15 protein-coding genes and 1 pseudogene are annotated in these 14,878 nt (G+C 61.7%); 6 read left to right on the forward strand and 10 right to left on the reverse strand.

Going from position 1 to position 14,878, the window contains the following annotated elements:
• Positions 1-7 precede the first annotated feature (7 nt).
• From tkt to NKH70_RS27055, 3 genes are read right to left on the reverse strand one after another with little or no spacing between them, the layout of a single operon-like run.
• Positions 8-2,014, reverse strand: coding sequence for a transketolase (tkt, locus tag NKH70_RS27045; RefSeq protein ID WP_352978123.1), 2,007 nt, complete (start codon positions 2,012-2,014; stop codon positions 8-10).
• 10 nt (positions 2,015-2,024) lie between these two features.
• The gene (locus tag NKH70_RS27050; RefSeq protein ID WP_023678839.1) at positions 2,025-2,897 is read right to left on the reverse strand and encodes a phosphoribulokinase; all 873 of its coding nucleotides are present in this window, start codon (positions 2,895-2,897) and stop codon (positions 2,025-2,027) included.
• Positions 2,898-2,902: 5 nt separating this feature from the next.
• On the reverse strand, positions 2,903-3,949 hold the full coding sequence (locus NKH70_RS27055) for a class 1 fructose-bisphosphatase (RefSeq protein WP_352978125.1): 1,047 nt from the start codon (positions 3,947-3,949) through the stop codon (positions 2,903-2,905).
• Positions 3,950-4,072: 123 nt separating this feature from the next.
• Here NKH70_RS27055 and NKH70_RS27060 point away from each other — a divergent pair, with 123 nt between their 5' ends.
• A complete protein-coding gene (locus NKH70_RS27060; protein ID WP_352978127.1) occupies positions 4,073-5,032 on the forward strand; it encodes a LysR family transcriptional regulator in 960 nt (319 codons plus the stop codon).
• Between the two features lie 212 nt (positions 5,033-5,244).
• On the opposite strand, the gene NKH70_RS27065 is transcribed toward NKH70_RS27060, so the two are convergent.
• Together NKH70_RS27065 and NKH70_RS27070 are read right to left on the reverse strand one after the other, a co-directional pair.
• Complete coding sequence (locus NKH70_RS27065; protein WP_352464226.1) at positions 5,245-5,703, reverse strand: nuclear transport factor 2 family protein; 459 nt, start codon at positions 5,701-5,703, stop codon at positions 5,245-5,247.
• A 347-nt stretch (positions 5,704-6,050) separates the two neighbouring features.
• A complete protein-coding gene (locus tag NKH70_RS27070) occupies positions 6,051-6,413 on the reverse strand; it encodes a hypothetical protein (RefSeq protein ID WP_352978129.1) in 363 nt (120 codons plus the stop codon).
• Between the two features lie 81 nt (positions 6,414-6,494).
• Between NKH70_RS27070 and NKH70_RS27075 the strand changes: the two genes are divergently transcribed.
• The 4 genes from NKH70_RS27075 to NKH70_RS27090 all read left to right on the forward strand — a co-directional run bounded on the left by NKH70_RS27075 (position 6,495) and on the right by NKH70_RS27090 (position 9,799).
• Positions 6,495-7,073 carry a TetR/AcrR family transcriptional regulator gene (locus NKH70_RS27075; RefSeq protein ID WP_352978131.1) on the forward strand — a complete coding sequence of 193 codons (579 nt, stop codon included), beginning with the start codon at positions 6,495-6,497 and terminating at the stop codon, positions 7,071-7,073.
• A gap of 46 nt (positions 7,074-7,119) precedes the next feature.
• Positions 7,120-8,424, forward strand: a complete 1,305-nt coding sequence (gene fabF, locus NKH70_RS27080; RefSeq protein WP_353026570.1) for a beta-ketoacyl-ACP synthase II — start codon at positions 7,120-7,122, stop codon at positions 8,422-8,424.
• A gap of 63 nt (positions 8,425-8,487) precedes the next feature.
• Entirely contained in the window at positions 8,488-9,303 is an 816-nt protein-coding gene (locus NKH70_RS27085) for an oxidoreductase (RefSeq protein WP_353026572.1), read from the forward strand.
• Positions 9,304-9,598: 295 nt separating this feature from the next.
• Entirely contained in the window at positions 9,599-9,799 is a 201-nt protein-coding gene (locus NKH70_RS27090; protein WP_352493646.1) for a hypothetical protein, read from the forward strand.
• Positions 9,800-9,825: 26 nt separating this feature from the next.
• Here the strand turns inward: NKH70_RS27090 and NKH70_RS27095 are convergent, their stop codons facing one another.
• From NKH70_RS27095 to NKH70_RS27115, 5 genes are all read right to left on the reverse strand, one after another.
• Positions 9,826-10,455, reverse strand: a complete 630-nt coding sequence (locus NKH70_RS27095) for a hypothetical protein (protein ID WP_353026574.1) — start codon at positions 10,453-10,455, stop codon at positions 9,826-9,828.
• Entirely contained in the window at positions 10,455-11,315 is an 861-nt protein-coding gene (locus NKH70_RS27100; protein ID WP_352978164.1) for a lanthanide ABC transporter permease protein PedC, read from the reverse strand. The genes NKH70_RS27095 and NKH70_RS27100 overlap by 1 nt, the downstream gene beginning before the upstream one ends.
• A gap of 11 nt (positions 11,316-11,326) precedes the next feature.
• Positions 11,327-12,115, reverse strand: coding sequence for a lanthanide ABC transporter ATP-binding protein PedB/LutE (locus NKH70_RS27105; protein WP_353026576.1), 789 nt, complete (start codon positions 12,113-12,115; stop codon positions 11,327-11,329).
• A 98-nt stretch (positions 12,116-12,213) separates the two neighbouring features.
• Positions 12,214-13,185, reverse strand: coding sequence for a YVTN family beta-propeller repeat protein (locus NKH70_RS27110; protein WP_352978141.1), 972 nt, complete (start codon positions 13,183-13,185; stop codon positions 12,214-12,216).
• Positions 13,186-13,206: 21 nt separating this feature from the next.
• The gene (locus tag NKH70_RS27115; RefSeq protein ID WP_352978142.1) at positions 13,207-14,382 is read right to left on the reverse strand and encodes a lanthanide ABC transporter ABC transporter substrate-binding protein PedA1; all 1,176 of its coding nucleotides are present in this window, start codon (positions 14,380-14,382) and stop codon (positions 13,207-13,209) included.
• Between the two features lie 330 nt (positions 14,383-14,712).
• Here NKH70_RS27115 and NKH70_RS27120 point away from each other — a divergent pair.
• A pseudogene (locus NKH70_RS27120) lies at positions 14,713-14,878 on the forward strand (S-(hydroxymethyl)glutathione dehydrogenase); the annotation flags it as partial.

Genomic DNA, 14,878 nt, shown 5'->3' on the forward strand with positions numbered 1-14,878 from the left:
CGTCCTCCTAGATGATGAGCTTCAGCGCCGCTGCCGCGACGGCTTCGGGCGTGATGTCGAAATGCCGATAGAGATCCGGGGCAGGGGCGCTGGCGCCGAAACCGGCCATGCCGATGAAAGTGCCGGTGTCGCCGATCCAGCGGTCCCAGCCGAGCCGTGCTGCGGCTTCGATGGCAATGCGCGGCGCTGAGCCGAGGACGGCTTTGCGGGTGCCGGCGTCCTGTTCCTCGAAAAGCTCCCAGCACGGCATCGAGACAACCGCGGCGGCGATGCCGTGCTCGGTCTCCAGCCGTTCGGCGGCGGCAACCGCGATTTCGACCTCCGAGCCGGTGGCGATCAGCGTCACCGCGCGGTGCCCGGCTGGCTCGCGCAGGATGTAGGCGCCCCGGCTCGACCGGTTCTCGTCGCTGTCTGTCTGGCGCAGCATCGGCAGGTTCTGGCGCGAGAGCACCAGCACGCTCGGCCGGTTCTCGCTCTTCAGGGCCAGTTCCCAGCACTCCGCCGTTTCGATGATGTCGGCCGGACGGAAGACGTTGAGGTTCGGCGTGGCCCGCAGCATCGCCAGGTGCTCGACCGGCTGGTGGGTCGGGCCGTCCTCGCCGAGACCAATGGAATCATGCGTCATCACATAAATCACGCGCTGGCCCATGAGCGCCGAGAGCCGCATCGCGCCGCGCGCATAGTCGGCGAAGCACAGGAACGTGCCGCCATAAGGCACGAAGCCGCCATGCAGTGCGATCCCGTTCATGGCTGCGGCCATGCCGTGCTCTCGGATTCCATAGTGGATGTAGCGGCCTGCGTAGTCGCCCGGCGCGATGCGGTTCATACCCTTGGTGATCGTCAGGTTCGAATGCGTCAGATCGGCGGAGCCGCCGACGGTCAGTTCGGTTGCGCCATTGATCGCAGCGAGTGCCATTTCCGAGGCTTTTCGCGTTGCAACCTTGGTCGCCTTCCCGACATGCTCCTTGCGGAAAGCGCCGAGCGCTTCGAACACCGCGTCGGGCAGGGCGCCGGCGACCGCGCTCTCGAAAGCCTGCCGCCGTGGCGAGGCGGCAAGCCGCTGCTCCCAGGCGCGGCGTGCCGCTTGCCCGCGCTCGGCAATGTCGCGCCAAGCGAAAAGGATATCGTCCGGCACCTCGAACGGCGCGTAGGCCCAGCCGATGTTTTCGCGCGTCGCGGCGATCTCCGCATCGCCCAGCGGCGCGCCATGCGTCTTTTCCGAACCGCCCAGATTGGGCGCTCCCTTGCCGATCACCGTGCGGCAGGCGATCAGGGACGGCTGGTCCGATTGCTGCGCCGCTTCGATTGCCGCCGCAACGGTTTCGGTGTCGTGGCCGTTCACCGACTGGACCTGCCATCCAGCGGCTTTGAAACGTGCCGGCTGGTCCACCGATGTCGACAGCGAAGTCGGTCCGTCGATCGAGATCGCATTGTCGTCCCAAAAGACGATCAGCCGGGAGAGCTTCAGGTGACCGGCAAGATCGATCGCCTCGTGGCTGATGCCTTCCTGCAGGCAGCCGTCGCCGGCGATCGCGTAGGTGAAATGGTCAACGAGATCTGCGCCGTGGCGGGCAGCAAGCATGCGCTCCGCCAGCGCCATGCCGACAGCGGTCGAAATGCCTTGTCCAAGCGGGCCGGTCGTCGTCTCGATGCCAAGCGCATGGCCATATTCCGGATGTCCGGCGGTGCGGCTGCCCAGCTGGCGAAACCGCTGCAACTCCTCGATCGGCATGTCTTCAAAGCCTAGCAGGTAATGCAGCGCATACTGCAGCATCGAGCCGTGCCCGGCCGACAGCACGAAGCGGTCGCGATCGGGCCAGTTGGGGGCCGACGGATCGATATTGATAAAGCGGCTGAACAGCACCGTTGCGACATCGGCCATGCCCATCGGCATGCCCGGATGACCGGAATTGGCCTTTTGGACGCTGTCCATCGCCAGTGCGCGAATGGCGTTGGCCATATCGCGTTCCGAGACGGCGGCGACGGGCTTCAGTGCTGCTGCTTGGCTGTTCATGGCGTCCTCCTCACGACACACGGTTCTTGCGTTCGATCAATTGCAGGATGAGCGGCGTCAGGATCAGCTGCATGGCAAGGTCGAGCTTGTTGCCGGGCACCACTATGGAATTCGGCCGCGACATGAACGAGTCGTGGATCATCGAAAGCAGGTAGGGGAAATCGATGCCGCGGGGGTTGGCGAAGCGGATGACCAGCATCGATTCGTCGGGCGTCGGAATCCAGCGCGCGATGAATGGATTGGACGTGTCGACGATCGGCACGCGCTGGAAGTTGATGGCGGTCTGCGAAAACTGCGGGACGATGTAGCGGACATAGTCCGGCATGCGACGCAGGATCACGTCCATCACTGCCTCGGTGGAATAGCCGCGCGTTGCGCGGTCGCGATGGATCTTCTGGATCCATTCGAGATTTATGACCGGCACCACGCCGATCTTGAGGTCCGCGTGCCTGGCCAGGTTGATCTTGTCGGTGACGACGCAGCCATGCAGGCCCTCGTAGAAGAGCAGGTCGCTCGGCGGAAATTCGCGCCATTCGGTGAAATGTCCCGGCGGCGTGCCGTACTGCTTCTCCTCATCCTCGTCATGGATGTAGGTGCGGGTCTTTCCGGTTCCCCGGCGGCCATATTCCTCGAATACCTCTTCGAGGATTGCCAGTTCATTGGCCTCGGCGTGGAAGTGGGTGAAGTTCGGATTGCCTGCCTTTTCCTCCTCGGCCACCTTCGCCTTCATCGTGGCGCGGTCGTAGCGATGAAAGGCATCGCCTTCGATGAAGGCGGCCCCGATGTTCTCGCGCCGGAAGATCAGCTCGAAGATGCGCTTGACAGAGGTAGTGCCTGCGCCCGACGACCCGGTGATGGTAATGATGGGGTGCTTTGCCGACATGGTCTTCAGGCCCTGAAAAGGCCGCGGCGGCTGAACAGCGGCGCGCGCTCGCCGATGGCGCTCGGCTCGGTGTGGTAGCGGGTGATACGCGCGACTTCCCGCGCCGATCCGAAAACCATGGGCACGCGCTGGTGCAGGCTCTCGGGTTCGATTTCGAGGATGCGGGTGATCGTATCGGTGGCGGCACCGGCCGCCTGTTCGACGAGATAGGCGATCGGGTTTGCCTCATAAACGAGGCGAAGCCGCCCCTGCCTGTAGCCCTTGCGCTTGTCGCCCGGATACAGGAATACGCCGCCGCGCATCAATATGCGGTAGCAGTCCGCGACCAGGGAGGCGATCCAGCGCATGTTGAAGTCCTTCTCGCGGGGGCCTTCGGTGCCTTCGAGGCAGTCGTCGATGTAGAGCCGTACCGCCTCATCCCAGTGCCGGTAGTTGGCCGCGTTGATGGCGAACTCCTGGGTACGCTGGGGGATGACCCGGCTCTCGTAGGCCTGGACGAAGGTGCCGAGCCTGGCCGAGAGAACGAAGACGTGCGTGCCGCTGCCGAGAGACAGAACGAGCGCCAGCTGAGGCCCGTAGATGAAGAAACCGGCGCCCAGCTGGTTCACCCCTGCCTGCAAGAACGAGACGGCCGGATTCGCATCCGGCGCGCCAATTGCGGGGAGAAGCGAGAAGATCGTTCCAATCGACACGTTGGTGTCGATGTTGGAAGAGCCGTCGAGCGGGTCGATGGCGATGGCAAGAGGCGCTTGCGGGTCGAGGAGCACCGGCTGCTCCAGTTCCTCGGAAGCGTAGAGCGCGACCGGAGCGTGGCGCATGGCATCGAGAAAGATGTCGTCGGCGAAGACATCGAGATCCTTCTGAACATCGCCGTCAGCATTGGCGCCACGGGTTCCGGCAAACGCGGTACCGAGTACCCCTTGATTGATGGTGTTGCGGATCGTGGTGGCCGCCTGCGTCAGCCGACGGACGGTCATGACGACCGCGGCGCGCAGTTCGTTCGGCTCGCCGAGATAGGAGTTCAGAAAAGCGTCGAGCGTTGCCGCTGGCATCGTAACCTCCCGATCCAGCCGCCTCTCCTCGGGTCGGCCGGATTGGGGAATGAAAACAAACGATGCTGGATAAGTAAAATTCAATAACTTTACTTTGGCACTAAAAAAAATTTAGTATGCTGCATGAGAAACCTCACGCTCAAGCAGTTCAAGACCGTTCAGGCAATCGTCCGCCACGGGAAAATCGTCAGTGCGGCCAGGGTGTTAGGCCTGTCTCCTCCAGCGGTGACGATCCAGTTGCGGCAGGTTGAGGAAGAGTTCCAGCTGGCCTTGTTTGACCGGACGGCGGACGGTATGCGTCCCACTGCCGCAGGTCTTGCCTTCGTCGAGACCGCACAGGCCATCGAGGAGCGGCTTCGTCTGCTCGAAGACAAGATGGATGCGATCAAGGGCGTGCGCGCCGGCAGCTTGCGACTCGGTGTCGTTTCCACGGCCAAATATTTCGCACCGCGGCTGATGGCTGCCTTCATGAAGGAACATCCCGACATTGACATGCGGCTTGCCATTGGTAATCGCGCCGAGACGATCGACAATCTGAAGAATCACGACATCGACATCGCGCTGATGGGACGCCCGGCGAAGGAAGTCCCGGTGCGTGCCTCGGTCTTCGGCGATCATCCGCTGGTCATCATCGCGCCGCCGGACCACCCGCTGGCCTCGGTGCGCGAGATATCCAAGGAGCGGATCGCCCAGGAACATTTCCTCATTCGCGAGTCCGGCTCCGGCACGCGCATCTCGCTGGAAATATTCCTGAGCGACGTGCCTGGCCGCATCGACGATCTCGGCGTCGAGATGGGCTCGAACGAGACGATCAAACAGGCGGTGATGGCCGGGCTCGGCATCGCCTTCATCTCTGCCCACACCATCGCCGCGGAAATCGAGGCTGGCCGGCTGGTCATCCTCGACGTTGTCGGCATGCCGATCCGCCGGCAATGGTTTTCGGTGATGCGCAGCGATCACGCGATCTCGCCGGCGATGGCGACCTTCCACGATTTTCTGATGCGCAAGGGCGCGATGTACCTGCCGCTGTTCGGCAAGCTCTATCCGCACGAGGAACCGAACACTAGAGGCCGCGCGAGTTAGGGCGCGCGGTCCAGGCAAACGCTTTTCACAAACGATGGCGTGCGTCAGCTACTGATCGGCTGTGACCTGTAGACCGATGTTCATGAGCCGAGGATCGGGAGGCATCGCTGGTGGCACGCATTTGCGGAGCCGAGGCGACTGCCATCCAAGCGGTGAGGGCCACGGGGTGCGCACCGCGTTCACGGAACGGGTGGGCTTTGACTGAGCTTCTGCTAGCCTACAATTGGTTCGGCGACAGCTTCTTCGAGGCCAGCTGCCGCTTGGTTGGCAAGACCGCGGGCCGCTGCTTGTGAATCGTAAAATTCCTCAAGTGCATAGACTCTGCCCCACCGCAGGGTGAACACGTGGAGACCACGGTTGACGTACGACGCGTCGCCATTGAGCAGCGTTGCGGTGCCGTCCCACTGGGCAAACACGGTGGTATGCCACGGCCAGCCCTTCACCCAGATGTGGTTGACCGTGAGATGGAGATTGGGCAGGACGCGGCCGAGGCGCTCAAACCAGCGGCGCATGGCTTCTTTGTCGTGGCGCTCACCACCAAGCGCGTGGGCGCCGGAAACGCGGTGATGGACATGCGGCGCGAGTGCCTTCACCGCCTCATCCCAGCGATGGTTGTTGACGTGGTCGAAGCTGTCTCGGATCGATTTCTCGACAAAATAACTGTATAGCATTTGACCTCTCCTCAAGCTTATTCGATGGCGCGATCGAAGGCACCGTGGCGCTCCGTCGGCTGATTCTGATGATGCTCGCCGCCCTTGGGGAACGCTGGCGTTGATCCGGTGGAACCTTATTGGTTTCTGTCCGGTGGCTGCTGCTGTGGCCGTCTCTAATGCGGCTTTTGCCTGCTCCTAGCGCTCTCGGGAGGACCATCCGAACAGGACGCCCGCCAGCACAATGGCGGGTCTCGTTTTCATGCCCATCTCCTCATATCGAGTAGATTGCGTTCGACCTCTACGTCGGCCGCGCGGACGCGAGAGCCCACGGTCCGCAGCACGCAGGTCGCGGTCTGCACGTCGGGTCAGCGCATTGTCGCGTCGGCTCGCAGATCCATGTCAGTCTCGGTCGAGACCGTCACCTGCTCGCCGGACCTTGAGAACGCGTAAAGCGAGCCCTGGTGGCCCGGCATGGAAAAGGCCACGGAGTCATCGTTGGCGAGACCCATGACGACGCGCAGCGGATCGCCCCCGGTCTTCGGCGCGAAGGTGGCGGTGACCTCTAGGAGGCCGCCGTCGACCGGGACGTAGTAGACCACCATGTCAAGGTGTCCCTCGTGCAGGCTGCCGCCCTCGATCGGGCGTCCGATGGTGGCTTCCTCGGCAAAAGCCGGGGTCGCAAGAAACAGCGCGGCCAGGAGCGATGCGCTCAGGGTTTTGCGGATCATTTTCGTATCTCCTTTTTAGATTGCGTTCGAACTCTATATAGGCTATAGATTACGAACGCAATCTAAAAAAAGAGGTCAACAATGCGCGTAAGTCGCACTCGGGCCGCGGAAAACCGCGAAACCGTAATCAACGTGGCAAGCCGCCTTTTTCGGGAGCGCGGCTTTGACGGTATTGGCCTTAAGGATTTGATGAAGGGTGCCGGACTGACCCAAGGCGCGTTTTACAAGCAGTTCGCATCCAAGGACGACCTGGCGGCGCAGGCGTCCAGGCGGGCGATGGAGAGCGCCACGCATCGATGGTCGGCCGCGACTGCGGCAAACCCTAATGATCCGCTTGGCGCGGTGATCGCGTTCTACCTCAGTATGGACCATCGCGGAGAAAAGATGGACGGCTGCCCGATCGTGGCGCTCGGCTCGGATGCCGCCAGACAGGGCATGGACGTGAAAGCGCCGTTCGAAGCCGGGATCAAGGAGCATCTCGAGATCCTCGGCCGTTTCGTTGCCGAGGCCAATGGCGGGGAGTTCGATGGCAAGGCCATGGCCATTCTCTCGACGATGGTCGGTGCGCTGATGTTATCGCGCGTCATCAACGATCCTGACCTCGCGCAGGCCTTTCTGGATGCGGCGGCCAATCAGGTTCGTGAATCAGCCGGCGCTTGAACGGCGTGGCGGCGCCGGCGGCGCGCCCAACCTGACAGGAAAATAGATGCGACGGATTATTGTTACGGGCATGGGAGCGGTCACGCCCCTTGCTGCCGATGTTGAAACGTCCTGGTTGCGTCTCCTGGCCGGCCGCTCGGGCATCCGGAGGCTTGCGGATCATGTGGTGGGCGACCTGCCGGCGAAGGTCGGCGGGGTGGTGCCCTCCACAGAAGAAGATCCGGACGCTGGTTTCGATCCGGAAGCCGTCCTTCCGCCGAAGGATCAGCGCAAGGTAGACCGGTTCATTCTCTTTGCGCTGGCGGCGGCAGAAGAGGCGCTCGCCCAAGCAAGATGGGCCCCCGTCTCGGAAGCGGATCGCTTGCGCACGGCCACGATCATCGCCTCGGGCGTCGGCGGGTTCCCGGCCATAACCGAGGCGGTGCGCACGGTCGACCGGCGCGGCGTACGCCGTCTATCACCTTTTACGGTGCCGTCCTTCCTGGTGAACCTCGCGGCAGGCCACATCTCGATCCGCTATGGCTTCAAAGGTCCGCTCGGTGCACCGGTGACGGCGTGCGCGGCCGGCATTCAGGCGATCGGCGATGCGGCTCGCCTAATCCGCGCCAATGAAGCCGATATTGCCGTGTGCGGCGGGACGGAAGCATGCATGAATCTTGTCAGCCTTGGTGGGTTTGCCGCGGCACGCTCTCTTTCGACCTCCTTTAATCACCGTCCTGATGAGGCCTCCCGACCGTTCGACAAGTCGCGGGACGGCTTCGTCATGGGCCAAGGAGCCGGCATGCTGGTCATCGAGGAATTGAGCCACGCGCTGGCGCGCGGCGCAAGACCGCTGGCCGAGCTTGTCGGCTACGGCACGACGGCGGATGCTCATCACGTCACCTCCGGTCCCGAGGACGGCGACGGTGCGCGCCGGGCCATGGAGATCGCAATCGCCCAAGCAGGGATTTCGCCCCGCGAGGTTCGTCATCTCAATGCCCATGCGACCTCCACGCCGGTAGGCGACCTGGGTGAGATCGAAGCGATCAAGAGCGTGTTCGGGCGCGATTTCGCGATAGCTGTCAGTGCAACGAAATCGGCGACCGGACACCTGCTCGGAGCCGCCGGCGGGCTCGGAGCAATCTTCGCAATCCTGGCGCTCAGGGATCAGATGGCACCGCCGACCCTCAATCTGGGCGCTCCCGATCCGGCCGGCGACGGGATCGACTTCGTCGCAAACCGGGCCCGGCCGATGGCGATGGGCTATGCAATCTCCAATGGCTTCGGCTTCGGAGGCGTTAATGCCAGCGCGCTGTTCCGGCGCTGGACGGATGATCTGGCCGGCGCGAGCACCGGAGGCGCTCATGATTGACGCCTTTCGCTCCGACCTTTCGTGCTTCTCCCACGCCAATCCAATACGAAGAAAGTGACCTCCATGAACAAGACCAATCTAGGCGTCGCCCTGGTGACCGGGGCATCCAGCGGCATCGGGCACACAACGGCCAAAGCCCTGCAGAACGCGGGCTTTCGCGTGTTTGGAACCAGCCGTCGCGCGGTCGCCGACCGATCCGGCGGCGTTACCATGCTGGCCTGCGACGTGACCGATGACACGTCCGTGGCGAAACTTGTCCAGGACGTGCTGGCCGAGACCGGGCGCATCGACCTGCTCGTCAACAATGCCGGCGTTGGCCTGCTTGGCGGCGCGGAGGAGTCCTCGATGGCCCAGGCCAAATCGCTATTTGACGTGAACGTCTTTGGCGTTATGCGAGTAACCAAAGCGGTGTTGCCGACAATGCGCCGTCAAGGCAAGGGCAGAATCGTCAATTTGAGCTCGGTGCAGGGGTTCATTCCAGCTCCCTATTTCGCGCTTTATTCGTCGACCAAGCATGCCGTTGAGGGCTATTCCGAATCGCTCGACCACGAACTGCGTACTTTCGGAATTCGCGTCGTGTTGGTGGAGCCCGCCTATACCCGCACCTCATTTGAAGAAAATCTCGCCAGGCCGGATCAGTTGCTTGATATCTATGACTCCGCGCGCGCTGGCATGAATGCAGCTGTGCGGAAAGCGATGGAAAAAGGCGATGCGCCGGAAGTGGTAGCCAGGACCGTTTTGGCGGCTGCGACCGATCCCGCTCCGAAGAGGCGCTATGCGGCTGGAAAAATGGCGCGTCAGGTCAGTTTCCTGCGTCGTTTCGTCCCCGCATCTGCATTCGACAAAAGCCTGCGAAAGCAGAACGGGCTGCCGGTCTGAGGTCGACAACAATGATATTCCTGTTTCGGTCGAACCCGTGGGAGAGCGCGTTCCAGGAGTTCACATTTTTTGGCATTGGCACAGCCGGACGCGCATGTTCGATGCGCCAGCGTCCGCGACTTAGCCCTGCGGTCATTGGCGTTAGATTAGCGCCATGTTATATTGCGGCGCGAAAGAGCGGGGGCCACGTTCCTTTCACACCCGTAAGTGATCCGTATGTGCGACCCCTGCAGACTGGTCGGTATCACGGAAGCTCCCGGGCATGGGGTTCGGGATTCGATGGGGACAAGGGGTAATGCTCTACACGCTCGTTATGATGGTCTGCCTGACGGATGTGCCGCAGACCTGTGAACAACGCGAACAGATGGTGGACGGCCTGGCGATGAATCCCGGGACCGCCTTCATGCAGGCGCAATCGCTGGTAGCCCAGTGGATCGGGACGCATCCCGGTTATTTCGTTCAGCGCTGGCGCGTGCTGCCCGGCCGCGGATCGTGATATCCGCCGCGAAGATCGAATGAGTTCTATTTCTTCGCGGCGAGCGTTTCCGAGACGACCTTGGACAATTGATAGAGCCGCTGCTCGATTATCGTCGGCACTTCACAGACGTAAGTCAGTGATTGGACGCGTTCATTGAAAATTCGCGTTGCAAATTTCAGCTGTTCGGTTCGCCGATCGATCTCTTCGGGATCTGGATCCGGCTTTGCCCGCAACGCATCGACATCGGAGGCTTCCTTGCGCAACGCGGCGGCCATTTCGAGCTGCTTGTCGGCGTAACGGGAAATGCCGGAGATCACCTGCGAGCGCTCGGCGTCCATGTGATCGAACATGCCTTGCACCAGCATCGCCATTTTGGGTGCAAGTTGCTCGGCCGGCAAGGAGGCGGCGAAATCCTTGATCTTCTTTTGAGCTTCCGCAATCGGTATCCGGCGAGCTGCCAGCTCCTCGACCAGGGCGGAGATGGTGGGGTCCTTCGACCAGTCCTTCGCCGCTGAAGGAAGGTCCGGTCCGCTCCAGATCTGGCCGAGCGAGAGTTGCGGCACCTTGCGCTGTATGCAGGGCCAGTCTGGATCGGGGTTGGCCGCCATGGCGTTGACGCCCGGCGCGAGCATCGCGACCAGAGCCAGGCCGCGAACATGGATCATTCGTGCCATCAGGCATTGCCTCCCGTGTCCTGTTTGCGGGTCATGAGGCCGCGCGAAGGGTCGTAGGCGATGATGGCGGCGGCAAGGAACAGCAGCGTGCAGCCGGCAACGACGCCCAGCGACAGCCAGTCAACCTGGCCGTAGAAGGCGAAGCGGATCAGTTCGACGGCGTAAGTAAACGGATTGGCGAGGCAGATTTTGTAGAGCAGGGGGCTAGCCTCCTGGATACGCCACAAGGGATAGAGTGCCGGAGAAGCGAAATAGCCAGGAAAGATGACGAAGTTCATGATGCCAGCGAAGTTTTCGAGCTGCTTGATCATCGAAGACAAAAACATGCCGAGCGCGCACAGCATCATGCCTGACAGGAACAGCGCCGGCAGTACGGTGAGATAGCCAAGCGGCGGCGCCTTGACGCCCCAGAACCAGGCAACGATCAGGAACGCGTAAACCTGCGCGATCGACACGGCGACACCGGCGAGCATCTTCGAGATCAGTAAAAACCAACGCGGGAAGGGGCTGACCAGCAGGGTGCGCATGTTGCCCATTTCGCGGTCATAGACCATCGACAGCGAAGACTGCATGCCCGAAAACAGCAGAATCATGCCGCACAGGCCCGGCGTGATGTAGACCTCGTAGAGCACGTAGGTCTTGTAGGGCGGGATGATCGATACACCGAGCACCTGCCGGAATCCGGCTGCAAAAATGAACAGCCAGACGAGCGGCCGAACCAGCGAGGATATGAAACGCTCGCGTTGGTGCAGGAAGCGCAGGCACTCCCGCACGACGATCCCTTTGAGGCAAATGAGGTAGTGGCGGATCCCAAATTGTTCGAACTTCACCGGCGTGAGGGCGGCGACTTTTGCGGGCATTGCGGGAGCGCTCATGGCGACATCTCCGCGATGCCGCTTGTTTCGATGCGGTTGAGCCTGGAAAAGGCGTCGCGGATCGAACTGGCACCGCTCGTCCCAACGACATCGGCCACCTTACCCTTGGCAACCAGGTCGCCCCGCCGCAGCACGACGACATGGTCGCCGTCTTCAACCTCATCGATCAGATGCGTCGCCCACAGCACGCCGATGCCCTCGGTTTCGACGAGCTTGCGGATGGTGGCCAAAATGCCCGCACGCGACTGGATGTCGAGACCGACCGTCGCCTCGTCGAGCAACAGCAGGGAAGGGCGGTGGAGCAGCGCCCGCGCGATCTCGATGCGCCGCATTTGGCCGCCGGAAAGACTGCGTGCCTTGTCATGCTGACGGCCCTGCATGTTGACTATGTCGAGCAGCGCGGCAATGCGCTGCCGGGCTTGGTGTCCGCCAATGCCATGCAGCGAGGCGTGGTAGGAGAGGTTCTGGTGGACGCTGAGGTCGAGGTCGAGCGTGCGTGCCTGGAACACGATGCCGACACGTCTGAGCGCTTCGCCCGAAGCGCGGCTGACATCATGGCCGAAGATGCGGATCGATCCGCGGCGAGTGCCGTAAAGATGGCTGATCAGTGAGAACAAAGTTGTCTTGCCGGCGCCGTTGAGGCCGAGCAGAACGGTGAAAGTTCCCGGCGCGATCGAGAATGAGACGTCGTGGAGCGCCCGCTTCGGACCATAGGAATGGCTGATACCGGCAACATCGAGCGCCGCCACCTCCTCTCCAGGTCCGCTTGTCCTCACATGCCGCATGCCGCTGGCTCCTTCGGGGCGCGCTGGTTATCTAGTGCACTTGCAACAGCCCCGCGGCAAATATTCATCATGTCGGCCTCCCTGATAATCGCTGCGGTCTAGTGGGGCGATATCGCCACGCCCCAAGGCTGCTGGCCCACCGTGACCGATTGAACCGGCTCGTCCGTCGCCGTATCGATGAAGGTGATGTCGTTGGAATTGCCGTTGGTGGTGATCAGCGTCTTCTGATCGGGGGTGAAGTCGAGATGCCAGACTCGCTGGCCGACCAGGATGTATTTTTCCACCTCGTAGGTTTCGGTGTTGATGACGGCAACGTGGTTCGCTGGGCCGAGCGCGACATAGGCTTTCTTGCCATCGGCGCTGATCGCGATGCCGACCGGCTGGATGGTTTCGGGCCGCAGTCCCGCAATCGCGAACTGGATCTTCTTCACCACCTCGCGTTTGAAACTGTCGATGACGCTGACGGTGCCGCCGATTTCGGCACTGACCCAGATCTGTGATCCGTCGGGCTTGAATTGCGCAAAGCGCGGACGCGTGTCGACCAGGACATTGTCGGTCACCTCATGGCTGTCGGTATCGATGAAATGCGCCATGCTGGTGGTTTCGGAGGTGTTGACCATGGTTTTGCCATCGGGACTGACGGCCATGCCTTCAGGCTCCACCCCAACGGGAATCTCGGTCATGACTTGCTTGCTCTCGATGTTGATCGCGGTGACGAGATTGTCATCCTCGTTGGCGACGTAGAGCGTCTTACCGTCGGGCGAAAGCACGAACAGTTCGGGATCTGGGCCCGATGGCAGCGTGCCCACGATCTGCAGCGTCGCGGTATCGATGATTTCGATCGTATCGTCATCGCTGGCGCACAAATAGATGAACTTGCCGTCGTGCGAGATGGTGATACCGCGCGGCCTCTGGCCGACTTCGACGGTCTTCACCACTTGCATCGTCGCCGTATCGACGACCGTTACCGTATTGTCTTTCTCGTTGGAGACATAAACGGTGTAAGCCCACGCCGGATTGGCCATGAAGCCGGTCGCGAGAATGGCGAGTGCGCAAGCTCGTCTCTGCACGAAAATTCCTCCCGATTGGTTCTACTTAAGGACGCATTTCGTTTCCGGCTGATCGATGCCGAGCGTATCGAGCTCGGAGATTTGGTGGAGATAACCCTCCTGTGGCGATGTCGAGACCACCGATTCGGTGTCGCCGAGCAGGATTGGCTGGCGAAGCTGATGGTTCCACTTGCGGAAGGTCAGCTTCTGTCCCTTGAAGGCAGCGACCGAGAAATCGTCCGAGCGGATGTAGTCGCTGATCTTCTTCGGATCGTCGCCATTGGTCCGCGTGCTGGCTTCGCCCACCGCCCGCACCGCCGTCCAGGCCGACATATCCTTGGACAGCATTCGCCGGCCGGTCGTCCTCAGGAAACGGCTCTGCATTTGAATGCCACCCCATTGCTCGCTCGCGGGATGCCAGGAGGATGCGACAAGACCGGCCGTGCCAGCGACCAGCCGCGGTGTCCAGGTGCGGTAGGGCACGTAGGTTCCGAACACCTCGCTCTCATCGGCGACAAGCACCACGTCATGCTCCGGCAGATCCTGCGTGAACACGGAAATCTGCTGCTGTATCTGCGTAGCGCCGGTGTCGGTGCGGCGCGCCGTGCCAGTGTCTTTGAATTCCTTCTCGGCGACGATCTGACCGCCGAAGCGAGCCGCCGCGCGGCGCAACGCGGCCGCATAGAGATGATCCCGCTCATGCGAACCGTAGAGCAGCACCCAATTCAGCCATTTCTTTACCACGAGATACTGCGCCAGCGCGTCGGCCAGCATGCTTCGCGTCGGCGCCACATGGAAAATGTTTATCCGGCAGTCTTCCTCGCGCAGGCTGTCGTCAGTGGCACCGACATTGAAGACCAGAACGCCCTTGTCGCGGGCGATGTCGGCGATCGACAGCAATTGCCTGGCCGAGAGGTCCGCGACAACATAGCGGTCACCTTTGGCAATCAGATCGTTGAACGCCTGAACCGCGTCGGCCTCCGGCTTGACCTCGGTTATGTCGAGGCTGAATTTCTGGCTGAGGAACTTTCCTGTCGTATTGTTGTCGCCGATCGCCACATTGGCGCCGGCGACACCTTCGTCGCGTGGCGGCAGGTCCAGCAGGGAAAGCGCCAGTTGCGGCGCGTAGGCCCGCAAATAACCTATTCTGATTTCGGTTATCTTTCTTTCCGGCCTGCCGGTTGCGACCGGTTGCTTGCCCGTCACTTCCTGGGCCATCACGTCCGCAACGTTGGCGGTCTGGAAAAAAAAGCACAAAAAGGCCGCGAGAGTGCCTGGCACCGCGCTCGTCATCGATAAAACTGCCCATTCTTGCACTAAAGTCCGATTGTTCCCGGACCAGCGCGAATTCAAGGTGCCCACAATGAGCTTAGCGGACCCCACAAGATTTATCAAAGCCCTGCAAGTGGACTTACGTGTCTGCTTTAGTCCTATGTCTTTTCGCGGAGATACGGCGGTGAATGAGCGTGTTGCGGTCTTCGACTCCGAGATCATCCGCAGCAATACCGGAATGTGAAACTCTATGGGTTGCCTTGGGAGGATTGCCTGATGAAAACGCGCGCCGCTGTCGCCGTCGCCGCCGGAAAGCCGCTGGAGATCATGGAGGTCGACCTCGAGGGCCCTCGCGAGGGCGAGGTGCTGGTCGAGATCAAGGCAACCGGCATCTGCCACACCGACGAGTTCACGCTGTCGGGCGCCGACCCGGAAGGCCTGT

Source organism: Mesorhizobium sp. M0991, assembly GCF_040318915.1.
Lineage (GTDB): Bacteria > Pseudomonadota > Alphaproteobacteria > Rhizobiales > Rhizobiaceae > Mesorhizobium.